Origin of the sequence: Novosphingobium sp. SG919 (genome assembly GCF_012932495.1) — a bacterium.
Lineage (GTDB): Bacteria > Pseudomonadota > Alphaproteobacteria > Sphingomonadales > Sphingomonadaceae > Novosphingobium > Novosphingobium rhizosphaerae.
Genome location: NZ_JABCNG010000004.1, coordinates 17,268 through 43,552 on the forward strand (window position 1 = coordinate 17,268; position 26,285 = coordinate 43,552).

The window sequence follows — 26,285 nt, forward strand, 5'->3', positions numbered from 1 at the left end:
GGCCGGCCTTGTCGTGGCACCGAACGTGCCGCAAAAGCGCACCATGTCCATGCTCGAGATCGTTGCCGTCATCGTCAGCTTCCTGACCATCTGGTTGACCGCGCGCCGGCACATGTTGTGCTGGCCGCTGGGGATGGTGGCCTGCGCGCTCTACTTCAAGCTGTTCCTCGATGTGCGGCTCTATGCCGACATGGTGCTGCAGGCGCTGTTCGGCCTGTCGATCGTCTATGGCTGGGTTGGCTGGGCGCGGGGAAGGGACGCGCAAGGCGAAGTGGCCGTGCGCCCGCTGCCCCTGCATGAGGCTGGCGCAGGACTGGCCGTAGGGGCACTGGGCGCGCTGGCGATCGGCTGGCTGACCAGCCGCTATACCAATGCCGCCTTGCCCTGGCTCGATTCCGCGCTGAGCAGTTTCAGCCTTGTTGCGCAACTGTGGACCGCGCGCCGGCAGGCAGCCAGCTGGCTGCTGTGGATCGCGGTCGATGTGGTCTATGTCGGCATGTTCGTGTTCAAGGGGCTTTTGCCAACCGCAGGGCTCTATGCCGCCATGACCGGCCTTGCCGTGGTCGGCTATGTGCGTTGGATCGCGGACGAACGTCGCCGCGCGGCGGCATGATTTCTCGCTCCTGAAAACACATCGTTCCGCTGCCTGCCCGGCTTGTCAGGTGGGTTCTCCCAGGCGAACCAGATCGGTGATTGTTTGCAGGGTAGGGGTGGCCACTGCATGCCGCGCGGCGATGGCCAGGATCGCGCCGTTGATCGATTCGATCTCGGTGCGCCGGCCGGCCAGCCTGTCTTGCAGCATCGAGGGTTTGTGCCCCCCATGGTTGGCCAGGGCGAAATCCACTTTGGCCATGGTGCGGGCGCGATCGAACGCGATGCCTTCGGCCTGCGCGACGGCGTCGATTTCGTCGACGATGAGGCCCACGATCCGGCGTGCCGGCGCGCAGTCGAGCCGGCCGACCGGCACCTGGCCCAGCGTGCACAGGGCATTGAGCGCGCTGTTGAAAGCCACCTTGTCCCACACCATCGCTTCGACCGCGGGATCGAACCGGGCGTGGAGACCGGCCTGGTCGAGCGCGCTGGCCACCGCCCGCGCCCTATCGTCGGCCGCCTGGGTCAAGCCCGCCAGCCAGACGTGGCCTTGTCCGTGCGAGGCGACGGCGTTGGCGCCATGAAGGTCGGCGGGAAAATCGGTAACGCCCCAGACGATGCGATCGAGCGGAAACACCGTGGCGATTGCATCGGTGTTACCCAGCCCGTTTTGCAGCGTCAGCACGGTGCAGCCGCTGTCCACCAGATGCGCGGCCGAAGCGATCGCGCCGGCGCTGTGCATGCCCTTGGTGAACAGGATCACGAGATTGACCGGTCCGGTTATCTCGGCTGCCGGCTGTGCATCGACGCGGGCGTTGCACCGCCCATCGTCCAGCGCCAGGTCGATGCCCTGGCTCGCGATGGTGGCCATGCGCGCCTGGTCCACGTCGGTCACGGTCACGGCATGCCCGGCCAGGGCCAGCTTTGCCGCAAACAGGCAGCCCATCGCCCCGGCGCCGATCACCACAATCTGCTGCATCCGAAAATTCTCCCTCGTGCATGGGCACGCGTACATGCCCCTGTGGGTGCGAGTATCCGGACCCGGTTCTGGCGCTGTCAACCCGGCGGTAGAACCGGCATGTAGCGCAGGAAAAAGCGCGCCGCATCGGGCAGCAGACCCGCGCGGCGGCGATAGACCCAGAACTGTCGCTGCGTTTCCAGCGCGGGCACGTCGAGCCGGCGCAACTGGCCGCCGGCAACGTAGGGCGCCAGCAGCGGAACGGGCAGCCAGCAGAGCAACCGGCTGGCCCCGGCAATGGCGATCATGGTTTCGACCGAACTGGTGCGGGCGACCACGCGCGCCTGGTGTCCCAGTTGCCGTGCCAGCGCGTCGAACCGGGTGCGCGGGGTCATTCCGGCATCGGGCATGACCCAGCCTTGCGCAAACACGCTGGCCAGATCGGGGCTGTCGGCAATCGGGTGATCGGCGGCGCAGAACACCGCGAACAGATCGGTGTGGTCGCACTGGCCCAGGCACAGCACGTCCTCGGCATCGTCCTCGACCCGGCCCGATGTGATCGCCAGGTCGATCAGGCGCTGTTCCAGCGAGCGCACCAGCCCGCTATCGACATCCTCCATCGCTTCGAAGGTCAGGTCGGGATTGTCGGCCAGCATCCGGCCGACATGCGTGGCCACCAGCGTGCGCATCACTGCCGCCGCGGCTCCCACGCGCACCACGCCGCGCCGCAATCCGCGATAGGCGGCCAGTTCATCGCGCAGCGTGTCCATTTCGGCCAGCAGATGGCGGGCATGGCGAAGCAGTAGCGCGCCCGGATCGGTCAGCACCATGCCGCGCGTGGTGCGATCGAACAGCGGCTGCTGCAAGCGTTCCTCCATGCGCTGGACCAGGCGGCTGAGCGCGGGCTGGGTGAGATTGGCCTGGCGCGAGGCGCGGCCGAGGCTGCCGCATTCGGCCACGGCGAGAAAGGCTTTCAACTCACGTTCGTCAAAATCCATGCGGCCAGGTTATGGCTTTTAGCCCAATTTGCAATTGTGCTTATCGTTGAGCGCGTCAGACTGCCGCAAAACACCGGGAGAGTTGTCAATGCAGACCGTGCGTGACGTGACGATTGCGCTGTTGCGCGAACTGGGCATGACCACGGTTTTCGGCAATCCGGGATCGACCGAACTGCCCATGTTCCGCGATTTTCCCGAGGATTTTCGCTATGTCATGGGGCTTCAGGAAAGTGTGGTGCTGGGCATGGCCGATGGCTTTGCCCAGGGCGCCGGCCGCGCGGCGATCGTCAACCTGCACAGTTCCGCCGGTGTCGGCCACGCCTTGGGCAACCTGTTCACCGCGTGGAAGAACCAGACGCCGCTGGTGGTTACGGCCGGGCAACAGGCACGCTCGATCCTGCCCTTCGAGCCGTTCCTGTTTGCCGAACGGGCCACCGAGTTCCCGCGTCCCTTCGTCAAATGGGCGTGCGAGCCGGCCCGCGCCCAGGATGTGCCGGCGGCGATCGAGCGCGCCTGGCTGGTGGCGATGGAGCCGCCGCGCGGGCCGACTTTCGTTTCCATCCCGATCGATGATTGGGACCAGCCATGCCCGCCGCATCGCGCCCGGCAGGTCCATGCCGATCGACTGGCAGACCCGGCGGCGATCGCCGAATGCGCGGCCAGCCTCGATGCCGCGCGGCGGCCTGCGCTGGTGGTGGCGGCCGGCGTGGCACGGGACGGCGCCTGGGACCAGGTGGTTGCCCTGGCCGAACGCCACCAGGCCCGCGTCTATGTGGCGCCCATGGCGGCGCGCTGCGGTTTTCCCGAAGACCACGCCCTGTTTGGCGGCTTCCTTACCGCCAGTCGCGAGGCGATTGTCGCTGCGCTGGCGGGGCATGACGTGATCCTGGGGCTGGGCGGGCCGGTCCATCTCTATCACGTGGAAGGGCAGGGGCCCCACGCCCCGCCCGATGCCGAGGTGTGGCTGATCGGCGACAACCACGTGCATGCCGCCTGGGCCCCGGCCGGCCGGGCAATCGTGGCGCAGTGCCATCACGCGCTTGATGCCCTGCTTGCCCTGTCCAGCCCGCCCCCGCGCGCGGCGCCGGCGCCGCTGGCGCGCCCCGTCCGGCTCGATGGATCGGCGATGACCGATGGCTATGTGCTGCAACGGCTTGCCGATCTGCGCCCGCCGCACTCGATCATCGTGGAAGAAGCGCCTTCCAGCCGGGGGCCGATGCACGATCACCTGCCGATCGTGCGCCCCAACACGTTCTACACCACGGCGAGCGGCGGGCTGGGCCATGGCCTGCCCGCGGCAGTGGGCATGGCGCTGGCACGGCCGCACGAAAAGGTGATCGCGGTGCTGGGCGATGGCTCTTCGATGTACGCGATCCAAGGGTTGCATGCGGCGGCGCAATGGCATCTGCCGATCACGTTCCTGATCCTCAAGAACGGGCGGTATGAAGCCTTGCACCACTTCGGCCGCCATTTCGGCATGCAGCAACTGGTCGGCACGCATTTTCCGGAGCTGGATTTCGTGGCGCTGGCCGCCGGGCATGGCGTGCCCGGCCGCTCCGCGCACGATCCGGCTGCGCTGGATGCGGCGCTGGCCTGGTCGTTGTCGGCCGATGGGCCGACCTTGATCGAAGCCATCATCGACTGAGCCGAGCGGGAGACGGACGATGGGCAATTTCACACTGCGCGACCTGGTGGACGATCGACCAGAGGACGGCGTTTTCCGCGTCAACCGCGCAATATTCACCGATGCCGCGGTGTTTGCGGCAGAACAGCGTGCGATCTTTGAACAGGGCTGGGTGTTCCTGGGCATGGAATCGCAGGCCGCCGGGCCGCACGACTTCTTCACCACCACAGTGGGCCGGGTGCCGGTCCTGGTGCAGCGCGATGGCGAGGGGCAGTTGCGCGCTTTCGTCAATTCCTGCCCGCACAAGGGCGCACGCCTGGCCCAATTGCGCCAAGGCAACGCGCGGTTGCATGTCTGCCCCTATCATAGCTGGAGCTTCGACAGCGCGGGGCGCAACCGGGCGATCAAGTGGAAAAGCGCGGGCTGCTATGCCGAGGCGTTCGACCGCGATGACCACGGGCTGGCGGCGCTGCCGCGTTTTGCCAACTATCGCGGTTTCCTGTTCGGCAGTCTTGCCGCGGGCGAAATGACGCTGGCCGACTATCTGGGAGACGCGGCCAAGCTGCTCGATCTGGTGGCCGATCAAAGCGAGGAAGGGCTGGAACTGGTGCCGGGCCAGGTGACCTTCACCTTTGCCGCCAACTGGAAGCTGCAGCTCGAAAACTGTTCAGACGCCTATCACTTCACCTCGGCGCATCCCTCTTACATCAGCGTGCTGGAACGACGGCAGCAGGAGATGAGCGCGGATGTCGTCGCCTCTGTCTGGGAAAACAGCGACTACTGGAAGGAAGAGGCCCAGGGCGTGGCCGGGGGCAGCTTCAGCTTTGCCCATGGCCATGTGCTCAACTGGGGCATCTTCGGGATCACGCCGGCCATCCCGCTCTACGAGCAGGCCGGCGCGCTGGGTGAGCGGCTGGGCGAGGGCAAGCGCGACTGGATGTTCAACATGCGCAACCTCACCATCTTTCCCAACCTGCAGATTGCCGAAAACGCGTCTAGCCAGTTGCGCGTGATCCGCCCGATCGGACCGGGGATGACCGAAATGCGCACATGGTGCATCGCGCCCAAGGGCGAAAGCGCCGCGGCCCGGCGCCAGCGCATCCGGCAGTACGAGGATTTCTTTAACCCCACCGGCATGGCGACGCCCGATGACACCGTGTCTTACGAAAACTGCCAGGCGGGCTTTGCCGGCATGGTCGCCCCCTGGCTGCAAGGCCATGGGCGCGGCATGACCGCCAGCGTTGCCGGCGGCAATCGGTTTGGCGATCGCATCGACCTCAAGCCCGATCGCAGCGTGCTGGCGGATTCGCGGCTGTGCGATGAAACGCTGTTGCAGACCTATTATCGCGCGTGGGTGGCGCGCATGGCAAAGGAGCTGGAGGCATGACCGCGGCCCTGACGCACGAGGCGGCGCGCGACCTGCTCTATCGCGAAGCGCTGCTGATCGACACCGGTCGCTATGCCGAATGGCTGGCGCTGTTCACTCCCGATATCGAATTCTGGATGCCCACCTGGCGCGACGAGGGCACGCTTTCGACCGATCCCGAGCGCGAGCTTTCGCTGATCTACTATCGCGGCCGCCGCAATCTGGAAGATCGCATCATGCGGCTGCAATCGGGCCTTTCCGTGGCGTCGACCCCGCCGCCGCGCGTGGTGCACATGATTGCCAACATCCTGGTTACCGATGCAGCAAGCGGGGCGGTGTCGGCGGCTTTCACGTGCCATCGCTTTGATGTGCGGATGGATCGGACCGACGTATTCTTCGGGCGCTATGAATACCGGCTGGTTCCCGCAGAGGGCGGGTGGGCCATCGCATCCAAGAAGATCATCCTGCTCAACGATACGATTCCCACGGTGGTGGATATCAACGCGATCTGAGCCCGGTCACACCCGCTCGATGACCATGGCGATGCCCTGGCCCACGCCGATGCACATGGTTGCCAAGGCAAGGTTCCCGCCGGTCAACGCCAGCTCCTCCGTTGCGGTTTGCGCCAGGCGCGCGCCCGACATGCCGAGCGGATGGCCAAGCGCGATGGCGCCGCCATTGGGATTGACGCGCGGGTCCTCGCTCGACAGGCCAAGCTTGTGCAACACGGCCAGGGCCTGGCTGGCGAAGGCCTCGTTCAATTCGATCGTGGAGAGCTGGTCGATGCCGATGCCCAGGCGGCTTAGCAGGCGCTGCGTTGCCGGCACCGGCCCGATGCCCATCACCCGCGGCGCGACCCCGGCCGTGGCCGCACCCAGAATGCGCGCACGCGGGACAAGGCCATGGCGCTTGGCGGCCGCTTCCGAGGCGATGATCAGCGCGCCGGCGCCATCGTTGACGCCGCTGGCATTGCCCGCCGTCACGGTGCCATCGGCGCGCACGACCGGGCGCAGTGCGGCCAGCGCCTCAAGCGTGACTGCACGGGGATGTTCATCGCGCTCGACCCGCTGGGGCTCGCCCTTGCGCTGGGGGATGGAGACCGCCACGATCTCGCGCGCCAGGCGGCCCGATTGCTGGGCGGCAGCGGCCTTGGTCTGGCTGCCTTGCGCGAAGAGATCCTGGTCCTCGCGCGAGATGCCATATTCGCTGGCAACGTTTTCCGCCGTTTCCGGCATCGAATCCACGCCATGCGCGGCTTTCATCGCCGGGTTGACGAAGCGCCAGCCAATCGTGGTGTCGAAGATGGCATTGGCGCGCGAAAATGCCGTTTCGGCCTTGGGCATGACGAAGGGCGCGCGGCTCATGCTTTCGACGCCGCCGGCAATCACCAGTTCCGCTTCACCCGACTTGATCGCGCGGGCCGCGATCGCCACGGCGTCAAGCCCGGAGCCACACAGGCGATTGACCGTCGTGCCGGAAACACCCAGCGGTAACCCGGCCAGCAGGCTGGCCATCCGCGCCACGTTGCGGTTGTCTTCGCCCGCCTGGTTGGCGCAGCCCAGGATCACATCGTCGACTTGGGCCCAGTCCATGCCCGGATTGCGATCGGCCAGGGCCCGCAAGGCCATGGCCGCCAGGTCATCAGCACGCAGCGATGACAGCGCGCCGGCATAGCGCCCGATCGGGGTACGGATCGCATCACAGATAAAGGCTTCTGGCACTGGGTTTTCCTTGAGCAAGCGTGCGGTCGCGCCGGCTTTATGCGGCGGCTGGGACTGCTTTTTCAGGTTTGGCCGGCCGCCGGTAAGCCGCAAAAGTCGATCCGTCCGCCCAGCGGTCGCGGCCGATCTGGACGCATGGAACGCCGGCAGGCATGCCGCCTGGGCAGGCCTGTTCCGATCGGCGGGACAACAGCAGGTTAGGAAGCGACAGCCCATGAGCACGATTTTGGACGCCACCGATCCGAGAACCTTCCGTGACGTTCTGGGATGCTGCCCCACAAGCGTTGCGGTGATCACGGCGTGCGAAGGGGACGAACGGTTCGCGCTGGTGGTGGGCACGTTCACGTCCATCTCGCTCGATCCGCCGCTTGTCGGCTTCTTTCCGGGCAAGGGTTCGGGCACCTGGCCCAAGATCGAGAAGACCGGGCGGTTCTGCGCCAACGTCCTGTCGGCCGAGCAGGTCGCGCTCTGCAAGACGTTCTCCTCGAAAGTCGAAGACAAGTTTGCCGAGGTTGCCTGCGGGGTCACCCCGGCCGGCCTGCCGCTGATCGACGGCGCGGCCGCCTGGGTGGAATGTCGAACCGAATCGGTGATCGAGATCGGCGATCACTATCTGGTCGTTGGCGCGGTTGAGGCCTTGGGGCAGGGCACGGCGTCACCACTGGTGTTCGTCAAGGGCGGCTTTCACGCCCCGCACGCCCTTTAAGCGGCAGTGGGAGCCATGGAACCAGCCGAGCAGGCCGAGCCAACCTGGCGCTTGCGGGCGCAGGCCCCCGCGCCCGGAACGGCACTGGGCCCGATTGCCGATATCGGGGCGGGCGGAAGGGAATATGTCTTTGGCACCGGCCTCAATGCCTTCAGGATGTTCGTCATCCGCCAGGGCGCGCAGCTCTTTGGCTATCTCAACTTGTGCCCGCATTACTCGCTGCCGCTCAACGTGCGCGAAAACGAGTTTCTTGCGCGCGATGGCCGCCGCATCATGTGCCGCCGCCACCTGGCGGTGTTCCAGGTCGAGGACGGGCTCTGCATTGATGGCGCCTGCGTCGGCAGCAAGCTCGATCCCGTGCCGCTGCGCGTCGATGCGGCGGGCCTGGTAGTGATCGGATAAGCGGGCCATGCCCTATTTCATCTTCCGCGCCTATGACGAGCCCGCCACGTCGGCCGAAATCCGTGCCCGCGTGCGGCCCGCCCATCGCGATTATATCCGGCAGGAGCATCACGGCGTGCGCGCGGTGGCAGGCGGCATGGTCGTGGACGACCGTGGCGAGGCGGCACACGGAACCATGCTGGTTCTCGAGGCGCCCGACCGTGGCGCCGTGCTGCGCTATCTCGAAGGCGATCCCTATTGGCACGCAGGTTTGTTCGCGCGGTTCGAGGTGGACCGCTGGGAATGGGGGCTGGGCACGCCGCCATAGCGCGCCCAGCCAAGCATCCTATCGCGCGTAGAAAGGTGGAATCTGCGCGTCGACATTGACCCATACCGATTTGGGCTGGGTATATTCGCGCATCGCTTCAAAGCCCATCTCGCGGCCATAGCCCGATACGCCCACGCCGCCAAAGGGCGAGGCGGGATGAACCCGCTTGTAGCAGTTGATCCAGACCATGCCGGCATGGATCTGGTCGGCAAAGCGATGCGCCCGCGTTACGTTCTGCGTCCACAGCCCCGAGCCGAGACCGTAATCGGTCGAATTGGCAATGGCGATCGCTTCCTCGTCGGTCTTGAACGTGGTGACCGTTACGAAGGGGCCGAAGACTTCTTCGCGCTGCACCCGGTCGCCCGGTGCGGCGCGCACGATCGTCGGCTCGATGAAAAAGCCCTTGCTCAGTTCAGGTGCGGCCGGGACTTGCCCGCCCGAGAGGATTTCGCCGCCCTGGTCTTGCGCCACCCGAACATACGACAGCACGCGCTCGTGATGCACGCGCGAGGTCAGCGGCCCCATTTCGGTGTCGGTGTCGAGCGGATCGCCCAGCCGGATCGAACGGGCCAGCCCGATGAACCGATCGAGAAATTCATCGGCGATCTTTTCATGCAGGATCAGGCGCGAGCCGGCGATGCAGGCCTGCCCCTGGTTGTGAAAGATGCCGAACGCCGATCCGCCAACCGCCGCCGGGATGATCGCGTCCTCGAACACGATGTTCGGTCCCTTGCCACCCAGTTCGAGCTGCACCTTTTTGAGATTGCCGGCCGAGGACCGCACGATCTCGCGCCCGATATTGGTCGATCCGGTGAAGGAAACCTTGCCGATGCCGGGGTGATCGGCAATGCGCTGGCCGGCCGTGTTGCCATAACCGGTGACGATGTTGACCACGCCCTTGGGAAAGCCGACCTGCTCGATCAGTTCGGCCACGCGCAGGGTGGACAGCGGGGTGATTTCGCTGGGCTTCATCACCACCGTATTGCCCGCTGCCAGCGCGGGGCCGAGCTTCCAACTGACGAACATCAGCGGGAAATTCCAGGGCACGATCTGGCCGACCACGCCGATCGGCTCGCGCTTCACATAATTGAGAAAGCCCGCGTCCACCGGGATGACCGAACCTTCCAGCTTGTCGGCCATGCCGCCGAAATAGCGAAAGCACAGCACCGTGCGCGGCACGTCGAGCCCGATGCAATCGCGCACCGGGTGACCGGTGTTGGTGGCCTCCAGCCTTGCGAGGTAGTCGGCATCGGCTTCGATGGCATCGGCCAGCTTGAGCAGGAGCCGGCCGCGTTCGTGCGCGGGCAGGCGTGCCCAGCCCGGTGCTGCCGCGCGCGCGGCCTCGACGGCCAGGTCGACATCCTCGGCGCGCGCCTCGGCCACCCGCGTCAGGACAGAGCCGTCGAAGGGGTTGATGACATCGATCTCGCCGCCCGCCAGCGCGTCGACCCACTGACCGTTGATGTAAAGGCGGGTCTTGAGTTCGGATGGGGCAATCGGCTGTAATCTGGGCACGGGGGCATATCCTTGAAAACGGGACAGAAAGGGGCAGGAACTTTGCCAAGTGCCTGCCCCCTGAGCGCGAAATCCGGCTTGGGTGCTACCAGGTGACCGCGACGATCGGTGCCTCGCCCTTGGCGATCAGTTCGGGGATCATCGGCGAACCGTTTTCCCAGACCAGCAGCATGGCACGCTTTTTGGCAAAGCCCTTGTGGCGGATATCGGCGGGCATGCACGAGACGTCGCCCGCGCGGGTGACGACCGTGGCGCGCGGCTTGGCGCTTTCCTTGTCCTTGATTTCCCAGTCGATTTCGTCCGACAGGGTGATGAACCATTCGCAGCGGTCGTTGCCATGGTCCACCGGCAGCGTAAACTCCTCGGTCGTCGGGCAGAACAGGCTTTCGCCCACCACCGAACAGACCGAGGGGTTCCACGTCACGTCCGAACGCGAGAGGTAGTCGAACAGGTTGTAGGCGTGCACTTCGCCTTCAAATCCCGGCTCCGCTTCGATCACCGGCGCCGAGCGATCGATGTCGGGGAACATGCGGTTGGCGGGAAAGCCGTTGGCATCGGTGCGCAGCGGGGTGTCACCGGGCAGGCCGACCATGCGCTTGGCCGAAACACGGGTGCGTGTGATGGCGTCTTCGTTGCTGCCGTTCTTCGATCCCCAGGCCGATCCGGTTTCCATCGGTGCGGCAAACGGGTCGAACCCCTGGTTGGTCCAGTCGCTCATGATCGCCTTGAACAGCGGCATGAGCACTTCGCTGGGGAAGCGCTCCTCATGGTCGCGGCCGGCATCGTGGTAGGCGTCGTTATAGCGGCCGGCGAACAGCGTCACCTCGCCATAATGGTTCACCGTGCCCACCACGTCGTCGAAATTGACAGTGCCGTAGAAGAAGCCCCAGGCCACGTCGCGCATCATGGCGCGAAGGAAGGCATCGACCGGCATGGTGTGGGTGCCCTTGGGCCAGCTGATCCGCGCGAAATACTCGTCGCGCGAGAACGTGAAGCTGCCGGCTGTGAACGAGCGGTAGCCGGTGGCGTTGTCGATCGGTCCGATTTCGGTGTGGGTGACAAGCGCTTCGCCGGAGGGCGCTGCGGTCGGTGCGTCTGCTGACATGGCCATGATAGGGATCCCAATCTCAAGAGTTCTGGCAGATCTCTGCCCATTTCTGCACCGTTTCCGGACCTTCGACGGTCTGGATCATGAGGCAGCCTGGGCTGGCGGCGTTGAAACGATAGGCGGCGCCACGCGGCAAAAGGCCCTGGTGCCCGCGAGACAGGACGATCCGTCCCATCCTGCGCCCTTCGGGTTCGCCGCCCAGCTTGCGTGCACCGTGGCTGCCTTCGGGGGCGAAAGCGGCGGGGGCGTCGAGCTTGAACAGTTCGATTTCGACTTCGCCGTCCATCGCCAGGGCAAATTCATCGTGCGCGGCGGTGTACCAATCCGACCGGCCTTCGGCGCGAGCCACTTCGATCACGTATTCGAAGTTCTTTGCAACAGCCACGCGTTCGTAGGGGCGCGATGTTGCCGCCACTTCGAAGACGTTGGAGAAGACGTAGTTCTTGGGGTCATCGTCAATGGGAATGACCTTACCCTTCTCGTAGTCGGTCAGTGAACCGAGACTGGTGCTGTAATCCATTGGTAAGTCCTTGTTCGTCTTGTGTCTGTTCGGCGTCAGAGCGAATGGGGATAGTTCCCAGACAAGGCCGTGGATTGTAAATCGGCAATGGCCGGCCGTCCGCTGGGCGTTCGGCGCGGGCTCAATCGGCGGCGGGTGGCAGGCCCTCCCAGGCGCGTTCGAGCAAGGCCTTGAGGCGCCGTGCCTCGAGCGGGGCGGGGTTCCAGTAAGGCTTGGCAAGGGTCAGTTCGACCACCCGGTCCAGCCCGTCACGCGGCATGCCCAGTTCCTTGAGCGAGACCGGCGCGCCCAGCGCCTGGGCGAGGTTGTGCAGCGCCAAGGGCGCGTCCCTTCGGCCCAGGGCCGCCTCGATCCGCGCGATGGCGTCTGGCGCGTGGGATGCGTTGTAGGCCAGGGCATGGGGCAGGATCACGGCATGGGTCTGGGCGTGGGGCAAGTCGAACGTGCCGCCCAGCGTGTGGCAAAGCTTGTGGTGCAGGGCCATGCCCACCGCGCCCAGCGTCGTTCCGCAGAGCCAGGCGCCATAGAGCGCGTCCGAGCGCGCGGCCAAGTCATGCGGATCGCGCACCAGCCGGGGCAGGGCTGCCGCCAGCGCACGGATGCCCTCTTGCGCCATCAGCGAGATCACGGGGTTGGCCTGCTGGGAATAGAGCCCTTCGACCGAATGGGCGATGGCGTTGAGCGCCGAGACGACCGAGATCGCCACCGGCAGGCTGGTGGTGAGATCGACATCGTAGAGGATCACCTCGGGCAGGACCCGCAGGCTGGTCTGCGTGGTCTTGATGCCATCTTCGGTCTGGCCGATGATCGCGGTGGCTTCCGATCCGGCATACGTGGTGGGGATGGCGATCTGCGGAAGATCGGTGCGCAGGGCGATCGCCTTGGCCAGGCCGATCGTGGATCCCCCGCCCACGGCGACCAGGCAATCCGCCCCGGCCGCTGTCACGTCGGCCATCGCGGCCAGCGTGACATCGACCGGGGTGTGCATCCGCGCGCCCGTAAACGAGCCGCAGGCCAGATCACCCAGGCGCGCGACCAGATCGCTGGCGACGCCGGCCTGGTCGGGCGTGGAAAGCACAAAGGCGCGTTGTGCGCCAAGCCGGCCGATTTCCTCGGCCAGCGTGCCAAGGCTGCCCGGCCCGAACACGACCCGGGCGGGATGCGATTGATAGACGAAGGGGGACACCACCGGGGTTCCTCTCAATGCTGGGGCGCGAGCGCTGCGTGTGGCACGGCAAAGCCGCAGCCGGTCTTGGCACGGACTTCGTCCACGCTGACGTTTGGGGCGAGTTCGATCAGCGTGAGGCCGTCATCGGGCGATACGGTGAACACGGCCAGGTCGGTGATGATCATTTCCACGCAGGCCATTCCGGTAAGGGGAAGGGTGCATTGCTCGAGGATCTTGGCGCTGCCATCCTTGGAAACGTGGTCCATGATCACGATCACGCGTTTGACGCCGGACACCAGGTCCATCGCCCCGCCCATGCCCTTGACCATCTTGCCCGGGATCATCCAGTTGGCGATGTCACCCTTGGCCGAAACCTGCATCGCACCCAGGATGGCGGCATCGATATGGCCGCCGCGGATCATGGCGAAGCTCTGCGCACTGTCGAAATAGGTGGAGGTCGGCAACTGGGTGATCGTCTGCTTGCCGGCATTGACCAGATCGGGATCGACTTCGTCGGGATAGGGAAACGGCCCCATGCCCAGCATCCCGTTTTCCGATTGCAGCGTGATCTTCACGCCTTGGGGCAGATGATTGGCCACCAGCGTGGGAATGCCGATGCCCAGGTTGACGTAATAGCCATCGTGCAGTTCGAGGGCCGCACGGGCGGCCATGGCGTCGCGGGACCAAGGCATCAGGCGTTCTCCAGGCGGGGACGGGTGGTCAATTTTTCGACGCGGCGTTCGGCAATCGTGCTTTTGACAATACGGTCCACGTAGATGCCGGGGATGTGCACCCCATCGGGATCGAGCGTGCCGTCGGGCACGATCTCATCCACCTCCGCCACGGTGATCTTGCCAGCGGTGGCCATGGGGGCGTTGAAATTGCGCGCCGTCTTGCGGAAGACCAGATTGCCTTCGCTGTCGGCCTTCCACGCCTTGATGATCGACAGATCGGCGCGCAGCCAGGTTTCGCGCACATAGAGATGGCCGTCGAACATCTCGGTCGGCTTGCCTTCGGCCACCACGGTGCCAACACCCGTGCGGGTGTAGAACGCCGGAATGCCCGCGCCGCCGGCCCTGATCCGTTCGGCCAGGGTGCCTTGCGGCGTCAGTTCCAGGTCCAGTTCGCCCGACAGATATTGCTGCTCGAACAGTTTGTTGTCGCCGATATAGGACGCGATCATCTTGCGCACCTGGCGGCTGTGCAGCAGCATCCACAGACCGAACCCATCAGCGCCGGCGTTGTTCGAAATCACCGTCAGATCGCGCACGCCCGAGGCGTGAATTTCCGGGATCAGGCTTTCGGGATTGCCGACCAGGCCAAAGCCGCCCGACATGATGGTCATGCCATCGAACAGCAGGCCGGCAATCGCCTGGGCAGGGGTGGCATAGAGTTTTGATGACATCGATCGATCCCCGAAAATCCCGGCCCTGGATCTAGGCGCTGGGGGCAAGGCAGAAGCTGTAGGAAAGGCTGTTCCACCCATGGGGGCAGTCCCGCCCATCGGGCGCACGGCCCGCGGCATGGCGTTCCAGATCGACCACCAGCCCCTGCTTCACACCAAACACCACATCGGAATCGAGATAGTCCCCGCCACCGATGAAGAGATGCGTCACCAGCGTGCGGTGCTGTTCGGCCGCGATCAGGAAATGGACATGGGCAGGGCGCCACGGATGCCGACCGGCAAGGCCGAGCAGGTCACCCACCGGCCCGTCGTCGGGAATGGGGTAGGGCGGCGGGGTGATCGTCCAGAATCGCAGGCAGCCTTGCGCATCGGTGCGGAAGCGCCCGCGCAGGAAATAGCCGCTGCCCGCCTCGTGCTGGATATCGTAAAGCCCGTCGTTGTCGCTTTGCCAGACGATCACTTCGGCATCGGGCAAAGGCTGTCCTTCGCCGCCTTTGACATCGATGGTGACCCGCAGCGGCACGCCGCTTTGCCCAGCGTCCATGGCGGCATCGATCGGCAGGTCCGGCGCGTCCTCGACAAAGAAGGGGCCCAGGATGGTCGATTCCGATGCGCCGTCGGCATTGCGGTGGTCGATCGTGTCGACCAGCATCGACAGGCCCAGCACGTCCGACAGGAGAATGAACTCCTGCCGATCGCCAGTGCACATCTGGCCCACGCGGGTGAGAAACGCGATGCCCTGCTGCCACTCGGCAAAAGTCAGCCCGGTTTCCCGCGCAAAGTCATGGAGATGGGTAATGAGAGAGCTCAGAATCTGCCGCAGGCGCGGGTCCGGTGTGTTCCGATACTGGGCAAGCACACGGTCGGTCAGCGCGGCTTCGCTAGCGTGGTTCATAGATAATGCCTGCTGATGCTGTTCTCCAGCGCCCTGGCGATGTTGGTGGCGCGCATGGCCTTTTCCGCTTCGCTCAAGCCGCTGTCGTCGCGGTGAAAGGGGTGCGGTCTGCCATCGGTCAGCCGCGGTGCGGTTTCCTTGAGGAAGGCCATCAGCACGCCGCCGACCGACAGGCCGCCAAGCGCGACGTAGAGCATGGCCTGGATGCCGAAGTGGCCGATCACGATGCCCGACACCACCAAAGCAAGGCCACCGCCGAAGATTTCTCCCGCGCCGATGATCAGCCCGGCGGTGCTCGAAATCCGGCCTGCGGGTGCAGCTTCGGTGGCGACGGGGCCGGTCAGCAGCGACAGCAGGCCAAAGCTGAAGGCGCTCGCCACGAACAGCAGGGTGAACAGCACCGGCGTGTCTGCGCCGATCCGCGTGAACCAGAACAGAAACGCGGTGCCCGCCACAAAGCCGATGATCGCGGTGATGCGCCGGCCGATATGGTCAGACACGGCAGGTAGGCCCCACTGCCCGGCAAACCCGCCAAAGCCGATGGCCGAGGTGACGATACCCATCTGCGCGGGCGTGAGCTTGAGATAGCCGGTCAGGTAGAGTGGGATGTTGGCGCTCAGCACGAAGATCCCGCACATCGCGCAAAACAGCCCCGCCATGGCCAGGGCGACGTTGCGATGGGCAAAGAGATCCGCCAGTCTCGGCTTGTCCGGGTTGGCGTCTTCTGCCTTGGACGGGCGCGCGATCGGGCGCGGCTCGCGGATGACCGAGGCCAGCAGCGCCGTGAGGATCAGGCCCGGTATGGCCACCAGCAGAAAGATCACGCGCCACGAAAAGACCGCGAGCATCTGTGTTGCCAGGATGGGGCCAAAGCCGAGCCCGAACAGGGCAAACGCGCTTTGCTGCAGGCCCTGGTTGAAACCGCGCCGCTTGGGGTGCGAAGCTTCGGCGGTAGAGGCAAAGCTGGTGGGGCAAAAGGCCCCTTCGGCCACGCCCATCAGCCCCCGCGCGACGAACAGCGCAGCCAGCCCGCTGACCATGCCGGACAGGCTCGACATCAGCGAGAAGGCGAGCAGCGAGGGGATCAACACTTCCTTGCGTCCGACGCGGTCGGACAGACCGCCCAGCAGCACCGCGGCAATGCCCCAGCTCACCCCCAGTGCGGCGATGAGATTGTTGAGATTTTGCGGCGTCAGGCCCAGGTCCGCGATCATGCTGGGGCCAAGCGGCGCCACGATCCAGCGATCGAGCCCGACTAGGCCAAAGCCGATGGTCAACAGCGCCACAGCCCGCCGCTCGTAGGCGGGCGTCCAGTCCGCGACCCCGGCATCTTCGCGTAAACCTTGAATTTCCATGACATTCCCCCGCTGCTTCACGCTGCTGACGCGCGCGATTATGGCCGGAACGAGCCACGCCCGGCGCGCCGCGACAAGACGGCGCGCAACACCCATCCGCTGGGTGTACGCTTTTTGTCAGGCGTCCTTCGGGAACAGGGCCTTGCCGGCGACCAGGAAAACCGCCGTCACAAGGTTGAGCGCCACCAGCGCGGCGAACAGCGGCATGTAGGTGTGCTGCGTGTCGAACATCCAGCCGCCCAGAAATGGCGTGATGGCGCTGGCAATGGTCTGCAGCGAGATCGCCACGCCCGAGATCGCGGCAAAGCGATCGGGCGAGGTGCAGCGGCTGAGCAAGGCCATCGCGCCGACCTGGACCGCGCCAAAGCCTGCGCCCAGCACCGGCGGATAGGCATAGAACAACAAGGTGCCATGGGCATTGGCCAGCATGACGAGGCCGAGTGCGAACGTCACGCTGCCCGCCGCGAGAATGCGCCGCACCCCCAGCTTCTTGCCAAAGGCGCCGATCAGGAAATTGCCGATGAGGGTTGAGGCGGCCATGATCGACATCGAACTGGCCGCCGCATTGGGATTATGGCCAAAGTCCTGCAGCATGGCCAAGCCATGGGCGATATAGAGCGAACTGCTTGCGCCGGCCGCCATGATGCACAGGATGATCAGCCAGATGCTGATCGAGGCCAGGTTGCCGTTGCCGGTGCCTTCGCCCGGAGGGCCGAAATCCACCACGTGGGCCGAGCGCGGCGCATCGCGCACCACGAAGACGGACAAGGCCAGCGCCACGCAACCCACGGCGGTGAACACCAGCCAGCCCGCGCTCCAGCGATGGCTGTGCTCGATCACCGCGCTGATCACCGGCGCGGCGACAAAGCCGCCCGCACCCATCGTGGCATAGAGAACGGCAAAGGGTCGTGCCCGGTCCTCCACGAACCAGCCGGCGACGCAGGCCTGGTTTGCCACGAAGCCGCCCGCGCTCATCGCCAGGCCGACGATCAGGCCGAATACCCCGATCGCGGCGAGCGAACCATGCACCAGAAACGCCATGATCAGCGAGCCGCCAATCAGCGCCGAACTGCCAAAGATCAGCGTCCGCTGCGCGCCGAAGCGCCCGACGGCACCACCCATCAAGGGGGCGGTCAGGCCGGTGACCATCATGTTGGCCGATACCAGCAAGCCGAGCAGGCTGCGGTCGAGCTTCATTTCCGACACCATCGCGGTGTTCACGACGCTGGCGCCATAGATCGGAAACGCCGCATTGATGCACAGAATGCAGGCGCAGGCTGCAAGAATGCGCAGCTTTTGACTCCGCGTGCCCGTGTCGAATCCGGTTTCCGCCGCAAGGTCCATGATGATCTCCCGAACCCCTCTTAGGTCTTGAGCGCAGGGGTGCCTAGCTCAGCTATGGGAAAGGGCGCGCGCCGTCAGCCGCACAAGGTACGGCGTCCGTGCAGCGTACCAGGTGCGATTGTACGCTGCACGGACGTGCATGGCTCGCTGGTTGCGATGCGTCGGCGGCATGGACCAACACATCCTTCAAAGCTCGTCACCGCGAGCAGACGATAAAGCGAGGAAGGTCATGGTTGTGCTAGAGGCGCGTTCAAAGACATTCGCCGATGTTCCCGAACCGGGCCTGAGCCCGCAGGACATGATTGCACGGGCACGGGCGATGATCCCCACCTTGCGTTCGCGCCAGGCCCAGGCCGAAGCGGCGGGGCGCCTCCTTGAGGTGACCAACCAGGAATTTCTCGACGCTGGCTTCTATCGCATCGTCCAACCGCGCGTGTTCGGCGGCTACGAGTTCGAGCTCACCACGTATGTCCAGGTGATGATGGAAATCGCCCGGGGCTGTCCGTCAAGCGCCTGGGTCCTGGCGCTGGTTTCGGGCCATCCCATCATGCTGGCCGATTTCGATATTCGCGCGCAGGAAGAGGCCTATGGCGACAAGGGCGATTATCGTTGCCCCTCGGTCGGCTCGCCGGTGCTGATGCAGCGCGAGGGCAATGGCTACCGCGTGTCGGGTAGCTGGGACTATGCCTCGGGCTGCGACGTTTCGACCCATGCCATGGTCAGCGGCATGGTGCGCGACGAATCTGGCGCCATGAGCGCGATGTTGCTGCTGATCGACCGCAAGGACTTCACGATCACCGACAACTGGTCGATGATCGGCATGCAGGGTACCGGATCGCGCAAGGTCGTGGTCAAGGATCTCTACATTCCCGCCTACCGCACGGCGCCGATGTCGATGTGGCAGGCCAGGGGCGGCACGGCGGTTCATCCCAACCCGATGTACAACGGTCGCAAGGGCTCCTACTTCCTGATCGAACTCGGCGCGGTGGTGGTTGGCACGGTGAAGGGCGCGCTCGATCTCTATGAAGAGATCTGCCGCACCAAATCCATGCGGTTCCCGCCCAAGATCCCGCTGTTCGAAAGCCACGAGTTCCAGCAGTATTTCGGCGACGCCCAGGGCAAGGTCGATGCGGCCGAAGCCTTGTTGCTCAAAGTGGTGGAACGCTACGTCGAGGCTTGCGCGGCCGACCCCGTCACGGGCGGCGATTTCAGCGAGGAAACCGACCGCCGGCTGTTCGTGATGGCGCAGGAAGCCTGCCGCCTGGCGTGGGACGCGCTGGAAATCATCTTCACCACGGCCGGGACCAGCATCGGCGCGAAGGATTCCATGCTGGCGCGGATCTATCGCGATGCCAGCGTGCAAAAGACCCATTTCGTCCAGCAGCGTTCGCGCACGGCGGTCAACGCTGCCCGGCTGCACTTTGGCCTGCCCGCGCTGACGCCGTTCTGATCCATGGTTGACCAAAGCAAGCTGGACCAGGCGCTCGACCCTGCGGTTGTGCGCGAAGAGTTCAAGCGCAGGAGAGGGCACTGGAACGATGACTGGGAGGCCATGCTGGCCTACTCGCCAGCCTATGTTGCCGCCTATCTGGATTTCTCGGCCTATGTGGCGGACAGGGGCACGCTCAGCGCGAAATTTCGCGAGCTGATCTATGTGGCGACCAACTGCACGCCCACGCACATGTTCGCCAAGGGCTTTCGCAACCATGCGCGCCAGGCGCTGGCGCTGGGTGCGACGCGGGATGAATTGATGGCGGTCGTCGCCACGGTCAGCGCGATGGGGTTTTCGTCCTATGTGATGACCGCGCAGGTCGTGGCCGAGGCACTGCCCAGCACTCTGTCAGCGCCGGCCGATGCGCAGGTATGGGCCGATCACGCCGCCTTGTTCGGCGATGTTCGGGACGAATTTGCCGCCGGCATCCGGCTCGATCCCGACTTTCATGGCCGCTGGCTGGCATTCGCCACGGCACCCTTGCGCGGCGCGGCGGGCCTGTCGGCCAAGGAGATGCACCTCATCGCGCTGGCGGTCCACGCGCAGTGCACGCAGCTCAACGCCGCTGGCGTGGGCCAGCACGCGCATGCCGCGCTGGCCCACGGCGCAAGCCACGACGAAGTGCTGGACGTGGCGCGCCTGGTATCGAGCATGGGCATCCACGCGATGGTCTTTGCGCTGCCCCTGATCAACGAACTTGGTGGAGAGCAGCTATGAATCTGGGCCGCGCAATCGACTATCCCGCCGGTTCCGTCACCGCGCGTGGCTATCTGGCACTGCCGGCCGATGGCAAGGCCAAGGGCGGCGTGCTTGTCGTGCACGAGGCGCCCGGCGTTGGCCCGCATGTTCGCGCCCGCGCCGAAGCCCTGGCCGGGCTGGGCTACGCCGCGCTCGCTGCGGACCTGCACGGCGAAGGGCGGCTTGCCGCCAGCCCGCCAGAGGCGCGCGCCTGGGTGGACGCGCTGAAATCCGATCCCGACGAATTGATCGCCCGCATGAACGGTGCGCTCGACGCGCTGGTGCGCCACGGCCATGTCGGCAACGGCAATCTGGCCTTGGCGGGTTATTGCTTTGGCGGCTGGTGTGCGCTGGAACTGGCGCGCAGCGGCGCGCCCGTGCGCAGCACCAGCGTGTTTCACGGGTCGCTGGCAAGCGCGCGCGATGCCACGGCCATTCGCGGATCGGTGCTGGTCTGCAGCGGTGACGCCGATCCCTTTGTTCCGGCGGCGCAGATTGCCCATTTCACCGACGAGATGCGGGCGGCCGGCATCGATTGCCAAGTGAGCCTCTACTGTGGGGTGGCCCACGGTTTTACCGACCGCGACGTGCCGGCAATGCCGGGGTTTGGCTATTCGCCCAAGGCCGACCAGCGCGCGTGGCAAACCTTCTTGAACCTGCTGGCAGAGCACTCGGCCGACTGACGTGTCGGCGCAAAGGAACGAGCACATGAAAGATTTTGTCGACAAGGCTGTCCTGATCACCGGTGCTGCCAACGGAATCGGCCTGAGCACGGCGCGCCGGCTGGCCGGTTTGGGCGCGCGCATCGTCATTGCCGATCTCGACCGGGCCGGTGCAGAAGCAGCGGCGGCGAGCCTGGCCAACGGCGCCAAGGGCTATGGCTGCGATGTCAGCAACGATGCTGACGTTGCGGCGCTGCGCGAGGCGGTGGTCGGTGAATTCGGCGGGCTGGACCTGCTGATCAACAACGCTGCCAAGCCGCCGGTGACGGGCTCGGTCCTCTCTACCGAGTTGGAGGAATGGCGGCAGGCGCTCGATGTCAACGTCCTGGGCTATGTCCGCATGATCCGTGCCTTCCTGCCCGGCATGCTGGCGCGCCGCAGCGGCCATATCGTCAACACCTCTTCGGGGCTGGCGCTGCTGCCCGATCCGCCGATCCGCTTCATGGGGCCCTATATCGCCTCCAAGGGCGCGCAGCTGGCGATGAGCTATGCCTTTGCCCATGCGCTCGCTGGCACGGGCGTTTCGCTGTCGGTGTTCTGCCCGGGTATTACCGCCACGTCGGCCAAGCCCGGCGGCCCGCCGCCGGCCATCCCCGGTGCGCCCAAGCCAGAGGATTTCCGCATCGGGGTGCCCGAGCGGCGCACGGTGCGGGTCAGCGCCGATTATGCGTCGGGCGTTTTCGTCGATGGCCTGATCCGCGGTGATTTCCTCGTCTGCTCGCAGGAGGGCTACCTGCCGGACCTCGTCGATTTCGCCGCCGGCAATCTCGATCCCTTCGCGATCGTGCGCCAGGCGCAGGCCGAAGCGGCCTGAACGGGGGGCGACATGGGACGTTTGCGCTATCTCGACAACGCCGATCTGGGGCCTGACCATCAGGATATCCCGCGGATGAAGTCGAACATCACCCGCGCCGTGGCACATAGCCCCGATCTGGCCCGCCTGGTGGCCGGGCGGGGCATGTATTTCCGGCATAAGAGCAAGCTCGAACCGCGCCTGCGCGAGTTGGCGATCCTGCAAGTGGGCTGGTCCACCCGCTCGGCCTATGAATGGGCGCATCATGTCGATGTGGCGCTCTCGTTCGGGGTGAGCGAGGCGGACATCCACGCCATCGGCCAGGTGGCGCGGGGCGAGGCAACGCATCTCGATCCGATTGCGCTGGCGGTGCTGGAGGCGGCGCGCAGCCTGACCGAAGACATTGCGCTGGCGCAAGGCGTGTTCGATGCGCTGGCGGCCGCGCTCCGCGCCGACCAGCTTGTCGATCTGCTTGTGGCGATCGGCGAATACAACGGGCTGGTGCGCGTGATGGCCGCGATCGAGATCGATCTTGAGCCCGAGTACGAGGCGTTTCTGGCCCGCTTTCCCTTGCCCGACGCAGCGTGAGCGCAAGCCCTTCGGCCATTGCCGAGCCTTGCCGGCGAAACTGACAAGAAATCGAAAAAAGGAATGAAAAGATGAAACTTCTCAGCTTTACCAAGGATGGGCGCGAAAGCTTCGGCGCGGTTGTCGGGGACAAAGTCGTCGATCTGGGCCGCAAGTTTGCCGGCCGCTATGCCGATATCGTCAGCGTGCTCAAGGCTGATGCGCTGGGCGAGGTGGAAGGCGCCTTGGCGGGCGAGGCGGGCGACTATGCGCTGGCTGACGTGGAAATCCTGCCGGTGATCCCCAATCCGCCCAAGATCATCTGCATCGGCGTGAACTATGACTCGCACCGCACCGAAATCGGCCGCGATCCCAGCGCCCGCCCGATGGTCTTTGCGCGTTTCCCCGCCAGCCAGGCCGGCCACCTGGAGCCGCTGCTGCTGCCCCCCGAAAGCCCGACTTTCGATTACGAGGGCGAAATCGCCGTGATCATCGGCAAGGGTGGCCGGCGCATTTCCGAGGAGGACTGCTGGGAGCACATCGCCGGCTATGCGCCCTACAACGATGCCACTATCCGCGACTGGCAGCGCCACACCGCGCAGTGGGGGCCAGGCAAGAACTGGTACAAGACCGGCGGCTTCGGCCCCTGGATGGCCACCCGCGGCGAGATCGCCGATGGCCAGACGCTGCACCTCAAGACCCGGCTTAACGGGCTGGAAGTGCAGAATGCCACCAGCGACGAGATGATCTTCTCGATCCCCTACCTCATCGCCTATTGCTCCACCTATATCCCGCTTGAGCCCGGCGACGTGATCGTGACCGGCACGCCCGGTGGCGTGGGCGTCCGTCGCGAACCCAAGCTGTTCATGAAGGATGGTGACCTGGTCGAGGTGGAAATCACCGAGGTTGGCGTGCTGCAGAACCCGATCAAGGCCGAACAGGCCTGATCATGGTGGCAGAGGCCGAGCCGGTCATCGACCGGATCACCTTGACCTCGGCCTATGATGGCTTTCGCTTGAGCGCGTGGCACCTTGCCGCGCGCTCAACGCGTCGTGGGGGTGTTGTCGTCCTCCACGAGGTTTTCGGCCTGACACCGCATATGGCCGATGTGATGCAAAGATTGGCGGCACAAGGCTATGACGTGGTTGCGCCCTCGCTGTTCGACCGCATCGAGCCCGGCTTTTTGCGCAGCAACGCGCAAGAAGGCCTCCACGAAGGCATCGCGGCCGCGCGTGCCACGCCCAATGCGCAGGCGCTGGGCGATATGCACGCGGCGTTTGCCAGGCTGGGAGAAGGGCCGCACTTTGCCGTGGGCTTCTGCTTTGGCGGGGTAATGGCGTGGATCGCCGCGCAGCATCTCGATGGCCTTGCCGGTGCCGTGAGCTTTTATGGGCGACGGATCATCGAAGAGTTGCAGGCGCCGCTGCAATGCCCGGTGCAGATGCATTACGGCGATCGCGACGGCAGCATTCCGCTGTCCGATGTCGCCCAGGTCGCCGCGCGCTATCCTGCCGCCGCGATCCATGTCTATCCGGCCGGCCATGCCTTTTGCCGCGAAGGTGGGGACAATTTCGACCCGGCCGCACGCGATCTAGCGTTTCAACGCACGCTGGCCTTCATGGCAGGCCTTGCGCGCTAAAGGTGGTGCCACATGGGGGCCCCGGCCACCGAGCTGCGGAACGTGACGAGATGATCGGCGCGGATCGAGCCCACGAACACGGTTCGTCGATCCGCACCGCCAAAGGCGATGCTGGCAGGGAAATCCACCACCGCGCCTGCCGGATCTTCAAACAGGCATTGGGCCCGCCCATCGGGGGTGATGCGATGGATGCCGTTGCGGGTAACTTCGCTAACCCATAGGCCGCCTTGCGCGTCGAAGGCGAGCCCGTCGACGATCGCGCCATCGAACAGCCGTTCCGGCCCAAAGGTTTCGGCCGTGCCCAGTGTGCCCTCTGGCCCCACCGCCATGCGCAGCACTCTGCCCATCCGGCTTTCCGCCAGATAGGCAAAGCGCATGGCCGGATCGAACCGGATCTCGTTGGCAAAGCACAGGCCGCCTGCAGCCAGATGGGCCACCCCGTCTTCCACTTTCAGCACATAGCCATCGGGAATGGGCTGTTCGATCGCGCGCGAGCGCGGTTCGACGCGGGTTGAAATGGTCACCCACAGCCGGCCGTGCGGGTCGAAATGGACGAAGTTCACCGCGCCCAGGGGCTGGCCTTTGAACCGGTCGATCACGCATCGCGTCGTGCCATCGGGCGCAAGCGCGTGCACTGTGCCGCTGTCGATGCCAGCCAGATAGAGCGTGCCGTCGCGATCGAGCGCCACGCCATTGGTGGCTCCGCCCGGGCAGGGGCGATGGCGCCAGGCGCCATCTGCAGCGCAGACGCTGACGCCGCCGCGGCTGTCCGAAACGACGACGCTGCCGTCTTGGGCAACCACCACGCATTCCGGCCGCTGCAAATCGCGTCCCATGTGGCCCAGCGGGGTGAGCGTGACGGCCATGGTTCAGTTGGTGGCAAGCGGCAGGGCGGCGACCAGATCATCGAGTTCGGCGGGCGTTGCAGCGGTGCCGAAGATATAGTGGTCTGGCCGGATGATCACGGCGTCCGTGCCCAGTTGATCGAGATAGGCATCGCATTCGCCCTCTACCGTTACGGCGCGGGCCCTTTGCAGCCGGACCTGGCTGGCTGGGGCAAGCTGCGCCACCGTCCCGGCCCTGGCGATTACTGCGATGTGGAGGCCGACGCGATCGTCCAGCAAGCGACCGTCCGGCAGGCGCGGCTGTGCCGCAAGCGTGCCGGCGACGGGATCGTGCTGCTGCCCCCACAGGCTGCCGCCCAGCCTTGGCCGGATCGGGGTGAGCACCTGGGGCTGGTCTAGCAGCAAGGCGTCGCGCTGGCGCGCCTTGTCGGGGTCGGTTTCCTGGATGATGTCGCCGATGCGGTTGGCCTCGGCGATGTATTGGCTGACGTGCGGGGCCAGTTCCTGCTGATAGCTGTCGAGCAGGTCAGGGCTGGCGCGGCCGTCGAGCGCCCAGTCGATCTTCCAGGCGATATTGATGATGTCGCGCAGGCCCGAACACAGGCCCTGTCCCAAAAACGGCGGCGTCTGGTGCGCGGCATCGCCGGCAACCAGGATGCGCCCGTTGCGCCAGCGCGCCGCGATCGCCGAACCGAACGTATAGACCACCGCGCGTTCCAGCACGGTGTGTTCGGGGGTGATCCACCGTTTCAACAAGGCGTAGACGCGCTCGGGCTCGGCAAAGGTGGCGGGATCGTCGCCGGGCATGAGCATCACTTCCCAGCGTCGCCGCAGGCCGGCGCCCTCGATATAGGTAAAGGGGCGGGCCGGATCGCAATATTGCACCGTGCCTTCCGGCAATTCGGGCGCGCCGGGCTGCATGATGAAATCGGCCACCAGCCATTGCTGCGAAGGGGCCAGCACCTTCAGTTCGGCGCCGATCAGGCCGCGCACCGTGGAATTCGCGCCATCGCAGCCGACCACGAAGCGTGCGGCGAATTCCGTCGTTTCGCCCCGGTCGTTCTGCGCGGTGATCGCGACGCGTTCGGCATCCTGGGCCAGGGCGGTGACGCGCAAGCCACGATGCACCGTCACCAGCGACGACTGGGCAAGGCGTGCTTGCAGCGCGTTTTCCAGATCGGGCTGGTGGAACCGGTTGCTGTCGCGCCAGCCATGCGTGCCAGGTGCGATCGAGCGGGGCCAGTCGATCAGCATTTCCCCTTGCGCGTTTTCGAAACGCATCCGCGCGTAGATGCCCAGCTTGGGGGCCAGCGCGTCGCCGATGCCGGTTGCCTGCAGGATGCGCATCGCCTCGCCATCGATGTGGGTGGCGCGCGGCAGCGGATAGGAACTGGGGAACTGTTCGATCACCAGCACCCGGCGCCCCTGCCGCTCCAGCAGGTTGGCAAGACCGGCGCCTGACGGCCCATAGCCGATGATCGCTACGTCGAATGTCTGGGTCATGAT

General features: G+C 65.6%; 28 protein-coding genes. 14 read left to right on the top strand and 14 right to left on the bottom strand.

The genetic code is table 11. The features are described from left to right. Positions 1 to 43 precede the first annotated feature (43 nt). Positions 44 to 613: a nicotinamide riboside transporter PnuC gene (pnuC, locus tag FHT19_RS15435; protein ID WP_169475833.1), complete on the top strand. Its 570-nt coding sequence runs from the start codon at positions 44 to 46 to the stop codon at positions 611 to 613. 45 nt (positions 614 to 658) lie between these two features. Here the strand turns inward: pnuC and FHT19_RS15440 are convergent, their stop codons facing one another. Then, positions 659 to 1,570, bottom strand: a complete 912-nt coding sequence (locus FHT19_RS15440; protein ID WP_248290500.1) for a 2-dehydropantoate 2-reductase — start codon at positions 1,568 to 1,570, stop codon at positions 659 to 661. Between the two features lie 77 nt (positions 1,571 to 1,647). Continuing rightward, complete coding sequence (locus FHT19_RS15445; protein ID WP_169475835.1) at positions 1,648 to 2,547, bottom strand: LysR family transcriptional regulator; 900 nt, start codon at positions 2,545 to 2,547, stop codon at positions 1,648 to 1,650. Between the two features lie 88 nt (positions 2,548 to 2,635). Between FHT19_RS15445 and mdlC the strand changes: the two genes are divergently transcribed. The 3 genes from mdlC to FHT19_RS15460 are packed head-to-tail and all read left to right on the top strand — an operon-like array spanning position 2,636 to position 6,049. Then, positions 2,636 to 4,192, top strand: coding sequence for a benzoylformate decarboxylase (gene mdlC / locus FHT19_RS15450; protein ID WP_169475836.1), 1,557 nt, complete (start codon positions 2,636 to 2,638; stop codon positions 4,190 to 4,192). Between the two features lie 19 nt (positions 4,193 to 4,211). Beyond that, a complete protein-coding gene (locus tag FHT19_RS15455) occupies positions 4,212 to 5,558 on the top strand; it encodes an SRPBCC family protein (RefSeq protein ID WP_169475837.1) in 1,347 nt (448 codons plus the stop codon). Further along, positions 5,555 to 6,049 carry an aromatic-ring-hydroxylating dioxygenase subunit beta gene (locus FHT19_RS15460; protein ID WP_169475838.1) on the top strand — a complete coding sequence of 165 codons (495 nt, stop codon included), beginning with the start codon at positions 5,555 to 5,557 and terminating at the stop codon, positions 6,047 to 6,049. Before FHT19_RS15455 ends, FHT19_RS15460 begins: the two co-directional genes overlap by 4 nt. Before the next feature lie 6 nt (positions 6,050 to 6,055). On the opposite strand, the gene pcaF is transcribed toward FHT19_RS15460, so the two are convergent. Further along, positions 6,056 to 7,258: a 3-oxoadipyl-CoA thiolase gene (gene pcaF, locus FHT19_RS15465; protein WP_169475839.1), complete on the bottom strand. Its 1,203-nt coding sequence runs from the start codon at positions 7,256 to 7,258 to the stop codon at positions 6,056 to 6,058. A 214-nt stretch (positions 7,259 to 7,472) separates the two neighbouring features. On the opposite strand from pcaF, the gene FHT19_RS15470 reads away from it, so the two are divergent. Genes FHT19_RS15470 through FHT19_RS15480 form a run of 3 tightly spaced genes read left to right on the top strand, consistent with a single transcriptional unit; the run spans position 7,473 to position 8,673 of the window. Further along, a complete protein-coding gene (locus FHT19_RS15470) occupies positions 7,473 to 7,964 on the top strand; it encodes a flavin reductase family protein (protein WP_168557821.1) in 492 nt (163 codons plus the stop codon). A gap of 15 nt (positions 7,965 to 7,979) precedes the next feature. Then, on the top strand, positions 7,980 to 8,366 hold the full coding sequence (locus FHT19_RS15475) for a Rieske 2Fe-2S domain-containing protein (protein WP_169475840.1): 387 nt from the start codon (positions 7,980 to 7,982) through the stop codon (positions 8,364 to 8,366). 7 nt (positions 8,367 to 8,373) lie between these two features. After that, positions 8,374 to 8,673, top strand: coding sequence for a YciI family protein (locus tag FHT19_RS15480; RefSeq protein ID WP_169475841.1), 300 nt, complete (start codon positions 8,374 to 8,376; stop codon positions 8,671 to 8,673). An 18-nt stretch (positions 8,674 to 8,691) separates the two neighbouring features. Here the strand turns inward: FHT19_RS15480 and FHT19_RS15485 are convergent, their stop codons facing one another. The 9 genes from FHT19_RS15485 to FHT19_RS15525 all read right to left on the bottom strand — a co-directional run bounded on the left by FHT19_RS15485 (position 8,692) and on the right by FHT19_RS15525 (position 17,983). After that, positions 8,692 to 10,188, bottom strand: a complete 1,497-nt coding sequence (locus FHT19_RS15485; protein ID WP_248290501.1) for an aldehyde dehydrogenase family protein — start codon at positions 10,186 to 10,188, stop codon at positions 8,692 to 8,694. Between the two features lie 85 nt (positions 10,189 to 10,273). After that, positions 10,274 to 11,299 (bottom strand): hydroxyquinol 1,2-dioxygenase, encoded by a 1,026-nt coding sequence (locus tag FHT19_RS15490; protein WP_246866323.1) that lies wholly within the window; start codon positions 11,297 to 11,299, stop codon positions 10,274 to 10,276. A 16-nt stretch (positions 11,300 to 11,315) separates the two neighbouring features. Next, on the bottom strand, positions 11,316 to 11,816 hold the full coding sequence (locus tag FHT19_RS15495) for a hydroxyquinol 1,2-dioxygenase (RefSeq protein WP_168557824.1): 501 nt from the start codon (positions 11,814 to 11,816) through the stop codon (positions 11,316 to 11,318). Positions 11,817 to 11,937: 121 nt separating this feature from the next. Next, entirely contained in the window at positions 11,938 to 13,002 is a 1,065-nt protein-coding gene (locus FHT19_RS15500) for a maleylacetate reductase (protein WP_248290538.1), read from the bottom strand. 14 nt (positions 13,003 to 13,016) lie between these two features. Continuing rightward, a complete protein-coding gene (locus FHT19_RS15505) occupies positions 13,017 to 13,676 on the bottom strand; it encodes a CoA transferase subunit B (RefSeq protein ID WP_169475843.1) in 660 nt (219 codons plus the stop codon). Continuing rightward, positions 13,676 to 14,389 (bottom strand): CoA transferase subunit A, encoded by a 714-nt coding sequence (locus FHT19_RS15510; RefSeq protein WP_169475844.1) that lies wholly within the window; start codon positions 14,387 to 14,389, stop codon positions 13,676 to 13,678. Before FHT19_RS15510 ends, FHT19_RS15505 begins: the two co-directional genes overlap by 1 nt. A 31-nt stretch (positions 14,390 to 14,420) precedes the next feature. Next, entirely contained in the window at positions 14,421 to 15,284 is an 864-nt protein-coding gene (locus FHT19_RS15515) for a dioxygenase (RefSeq protein WP_169475845.1), read from the bottom strand. Further along, positions 15,281 to 16,639 carry an MFS transporter gene (locus FHT19_RS15520; protein WP_169475846.1) on the bottom strand — a complete coding sequence of 453 codons (1,359 nt, stop codon included), beginning with the start codon at positions 16,637 to 16,639 and terminating at the stop codon, positions 15,281 to 15,283. Before FHT19_RS15520 ends, FHT19_RS15515 begins: the two co-directional genes overlap by 4 nt. 117 nt (positions 16,640 to 16,756) lie before the next feature. After that, a complete protein-coding gene (locus FHT19_RS15525; protein ID WP_169475847.1) occupies positions 16,757 to 17,983 on the bottom strand; it encodes an MFS transporter in 1,227 nt (408 codons plus the stop codon). Positions 17,984 to 18,212: 229 nt separating this feature from the next. Between FHT19_RS15525 and FHT19_RS15530 the strand changes: the two genes are divergently transcribed. From FHT19_RS15530 to FHT19_RS15560, 7 genes are all read left to right on the top strand, one after another. Continuing rightward, positions 18,213 to 19,433: an acyl-CoA dehydrogenase family protein gene (locus FHT19_RS15530; protein WP_211184999.1), complete on the top strand. Its 1,221-nt coding sequence runs from the start codon at positions 18,213 to 18,215 to the stop codon at positions 19,431 to 19,433. A 3-nt stretch (positions 19,434 to 19,436) separates the two neighbouring features. Next, positions 19,437 to 20,192, top strand: coding sequence for a carboxymuconolactone decarboxylase family protein (locus FHT19_RS15535; RefSeq protein ID WP_211184998.1), 756 nt, complete (start codon positions 19,437 to 19,439; stop codon positions 20,190 to 20,192). Beyond that, entirely contained in the window at positions 20,189 to 20,896 is a 708-nt protein-coding gene (locus FHT19_RS15540; protein WP_248290502.1) for a dienelactone hydrolase family protein, read from the top strand. Before FHT19_RS15535 ends, FHT19_RS15540 begins: the two co-directional genes overlap by 4 nt. Positions 20,897 to 20,921: 25 nt before the next feature. Next, a complete protein-coding gene (locus FHT19_RS15545; RefSeq protein ID WP_169475848.1) occupies positions 20,922 to 21,749 on the top strand; it encodes an SDR family oxidoreductase in 828 nt (275 codons plus the stop codon). 12 nt (positions 21,750 to 21,761) lie between these two features. Next, on the top strand, positions 21,762 to 22,316 hold the full coding sequence (locus FHT19_RS15550) for a carboxymuconolactone decarboxylase family protein (RefSeq protein WP_169475849.1): 555 nt from the start codon (positions 21,762 to 21,764) through the stop codon (positions 22,314 to 22,316). A 71-nt stretch (positions 22,317 to 22,387) separates the two neighbouring features. Further along, entirely contained in the window at positions 22,388 to 23,242 is an 855-nt protein-coding gene (locus FHT19_RS15555; protein WP_168557833.1) for a fumarylacetoacetate hydrolase family protein, read from the top strand. Positions 23,243 to 23,244: 2 nt separating this feature from the next. Further along, positions 23,245 to 23,934, top strand: a complete 690-nt coding sequence (locus FHT19_RS15560) for a dienelactone hydrolase family protein (protein WP_169475850.1) — start codon at positions 23,245 to 23,247, stop codon at positions 23,932 to 23,934. Here the strand turns inward: FHT19_RS15560 and FHT19_RS15565 are convergent. Both FHT19_RS15565 and FHT19_RS15570 read right to left on the bottom strand, forming a co-directional pair. After that, positions 23,931 to 24,800, bottom strand: coding sequence for an SMP-30/gluconolactonase/LRE family protein (locus tag FHT19_RS15565; protein WP_169475851.1), 870 nt, complete (start codon positions 24,798 to 24,800; stop codon positions 23,931 to 23,933). The genes FHT19_RS15560 and FHT19_RS15565 overlap by 4 nt on opposite strands. 3 nt (positions 24,801 to 24,803) lie before the next feature. Beyond that, the gene (locus tag FHT19_RS15570) at positions 24,804 to 26,282 is read right to left on the bottom strand and encodes a bifunctional 3-(3-hydroxy-phenyl)propionate/3-hydroxycinnamic acid hydroxylase (RefSeq protein WP_169475852.1); all 1,479 of its coding nucleotides are present in this window, start codon (positions 26,280 to 26,282) and stop codon (positions 24,804 to 24,806) included. Positions 26,283 to 26,285 lie beyond the last annotated feature (3 nt).

Bases quoted from the DNA above. Each gene is read 5' to 3' on its own strand.
- FHT19_RS15555 (WP_168557833.1), top strand. From the start codon at position 22,388: ATGAAACTTCTCAGCTTTACCAAGGATGGGCGCGAAAGCTTCGGCGCG.
- FHT19_RS15550 (WP_169475849.1), top strand. From the start codon at position 21,762: ATGGGACGTTTGCGCTATCTCGACAACGCCGATCTGGGGCCTGACCAT.
- FHT19_RS15515 (WP_169475845.1), bottom strand. From the start codon at position 15,284: ATGAACCACGCTAGCGAAGCCGCGCTGACCGACCGTGTGCTTGCCCAG.
- FHT19_RS15520 (WP_169475846.1), bottom strand. From the start codon at position 16,639: ATGGAAATTCAAGGTTTACGCGAAGATGCCGGGGTCGCGGACTGGACG.
- FHT19_RS15510 (WP_169475844.1), bottom strand. From the start codon at position 14,389: ATGTCATCAAAACTCTATGCCACCCCTGCCCAGGCGATTGCCGGCCTG.
- FHT19_RS15480 (WP_169475841.1), top strand. From the start codon at position 8,374: ATGCCCTATTTCATCTTCCGCGCCTATGACGAGCCCGCCACGTCGGCC.
- FHT19_RS15530 (WP_211184999.1), top strand. From the start codon at position 18,213: ATGGTTGTGCTAGAGGCGCGTTCAAAGACATTCGCCGATGTTCCCGAA.
- FHT19_RS15445 (WP_169475835.1), bottom strand. From the start codon at position 2,547: ATGGATTTTGACGAACGTGAGTTGAAAGCCTTTCTCGCCGTGGCCGAA.
- pnuC (WP_169475833.1), top strand. From the start codon at position 44: ATGTCCATGCTCGAGATCGTTGCCGTCATCGTCAGCTTCCTGACCATC.
- FHT19_RS15535 (WP_211184998.1), top strand. From the start codon at position 19,437: ATGGTTGACCAAAGCAAGCTGGACCAGGCGCTCGACCCTGCGGTTGTG.
- FHT19_RS15460 (WP_169475838.1), top strand. From the start codon at position 5,555: ATGACCGCGGCCCTGACGCACGAGGCGGCGCGCGACCTGCTCTATCGC.
- FHT19_RS15540 (WP_248290502.1), top strand. From the start codon at position 20,189: ATGAATCTGGGCCGCGCAATCGACTATCCCGCCGGTTCCGTCACCGCG.
- FHT19_RS15560 (WP_169475850.1), top strand. From the start codon at position 23,245: ATGGTGGCAGAGGCCGAGCCGGTCATCGACCGGATCACCTTGACCTCG.
- FHT19_RS15565 (WP_169475851.1), bottom strand. From the start codon at position 24,800: ATGGCCGTCACGCTCACCCCGCTGGGCCACATGGGACGCGATTTGCAG.
- FHT19_RS15545 (WP_169475848.1), top strand. From the start codon at position 20,922: ATGAAAGATTTTGTCGACAAGGCTGTCCTGATCACCGGTGCTGCCAAC.
- FHT19_RS15525 (WP_169475847.1), bottom strand. From the start codon at position 17,983: ATGGACCTTGCGGCGGAAACCGGATTCGACACGGGCACGCGGAGTCAA.
- FHT19_RS15570 (WP_169475852.1), bottom strand. From the start codon at position 26,282: ATGACCCAGACATTCGACGTAGCGATCATCGGCTATGGGCCGTCAGGC.
- FHT19_RS15505 (WP_169475843.1), bottom strand. From the start codon at position 13,676: ATGCCTTGGTCCCGCGACGCCATGGCCGCCCGTGCGGCCCTCGAACTG.
- FHT19_RS15455 (WP_169475837.1), top strand. From the start codon at position 4,212: ATGGGCAATTTCACACTGCGCGACCTGGTGGACGATCGACCAGAGGAC.
- FHT19_RS15495 (WP_168557824.1), bottom strand. From the start codon at position 11,816: ATGGATTACAGCACCAGTCTCGGTTCACTGACCGACTACGAGAAGGGT.
- FHT19_RS15470 (WP_168557821.1), top strand. From the start codon at position 7,473: ATGAGCACGATTTTGGACGCCACCGATCCGAGAACCTTCCGTGACGTT.
- FHT19_RS15490 (WP_246866323.1), bottom strand. From the start codon at position 11,299: ATGGCCATGTCAGCAGACGCACCGACCGCAGCGCCCTCCGGCGAAGCG.
- FHT19_RS15440 (WP_248290500.1), bottom strand. From the start codon at position 1,570: ATGCAGCAGATTGTGGTGATCGGCGCCGGGGCGATGGGCTGCCTGTTT.
- FHT19_RS15475 (WP_169475840.1), top strand. From the start codon at position 7,980: ATGGAACCAGCCGAGCAGGCCGAGCCAACCTGGCGCTTGCGGGCGCAG.
- mdlC (WP_169475836.1), top strand. From the start codon at position 2,636: ATGCAGACCGTGCGTGACGTGACGATTGCGCTGTTGCGCGAACTGGGC.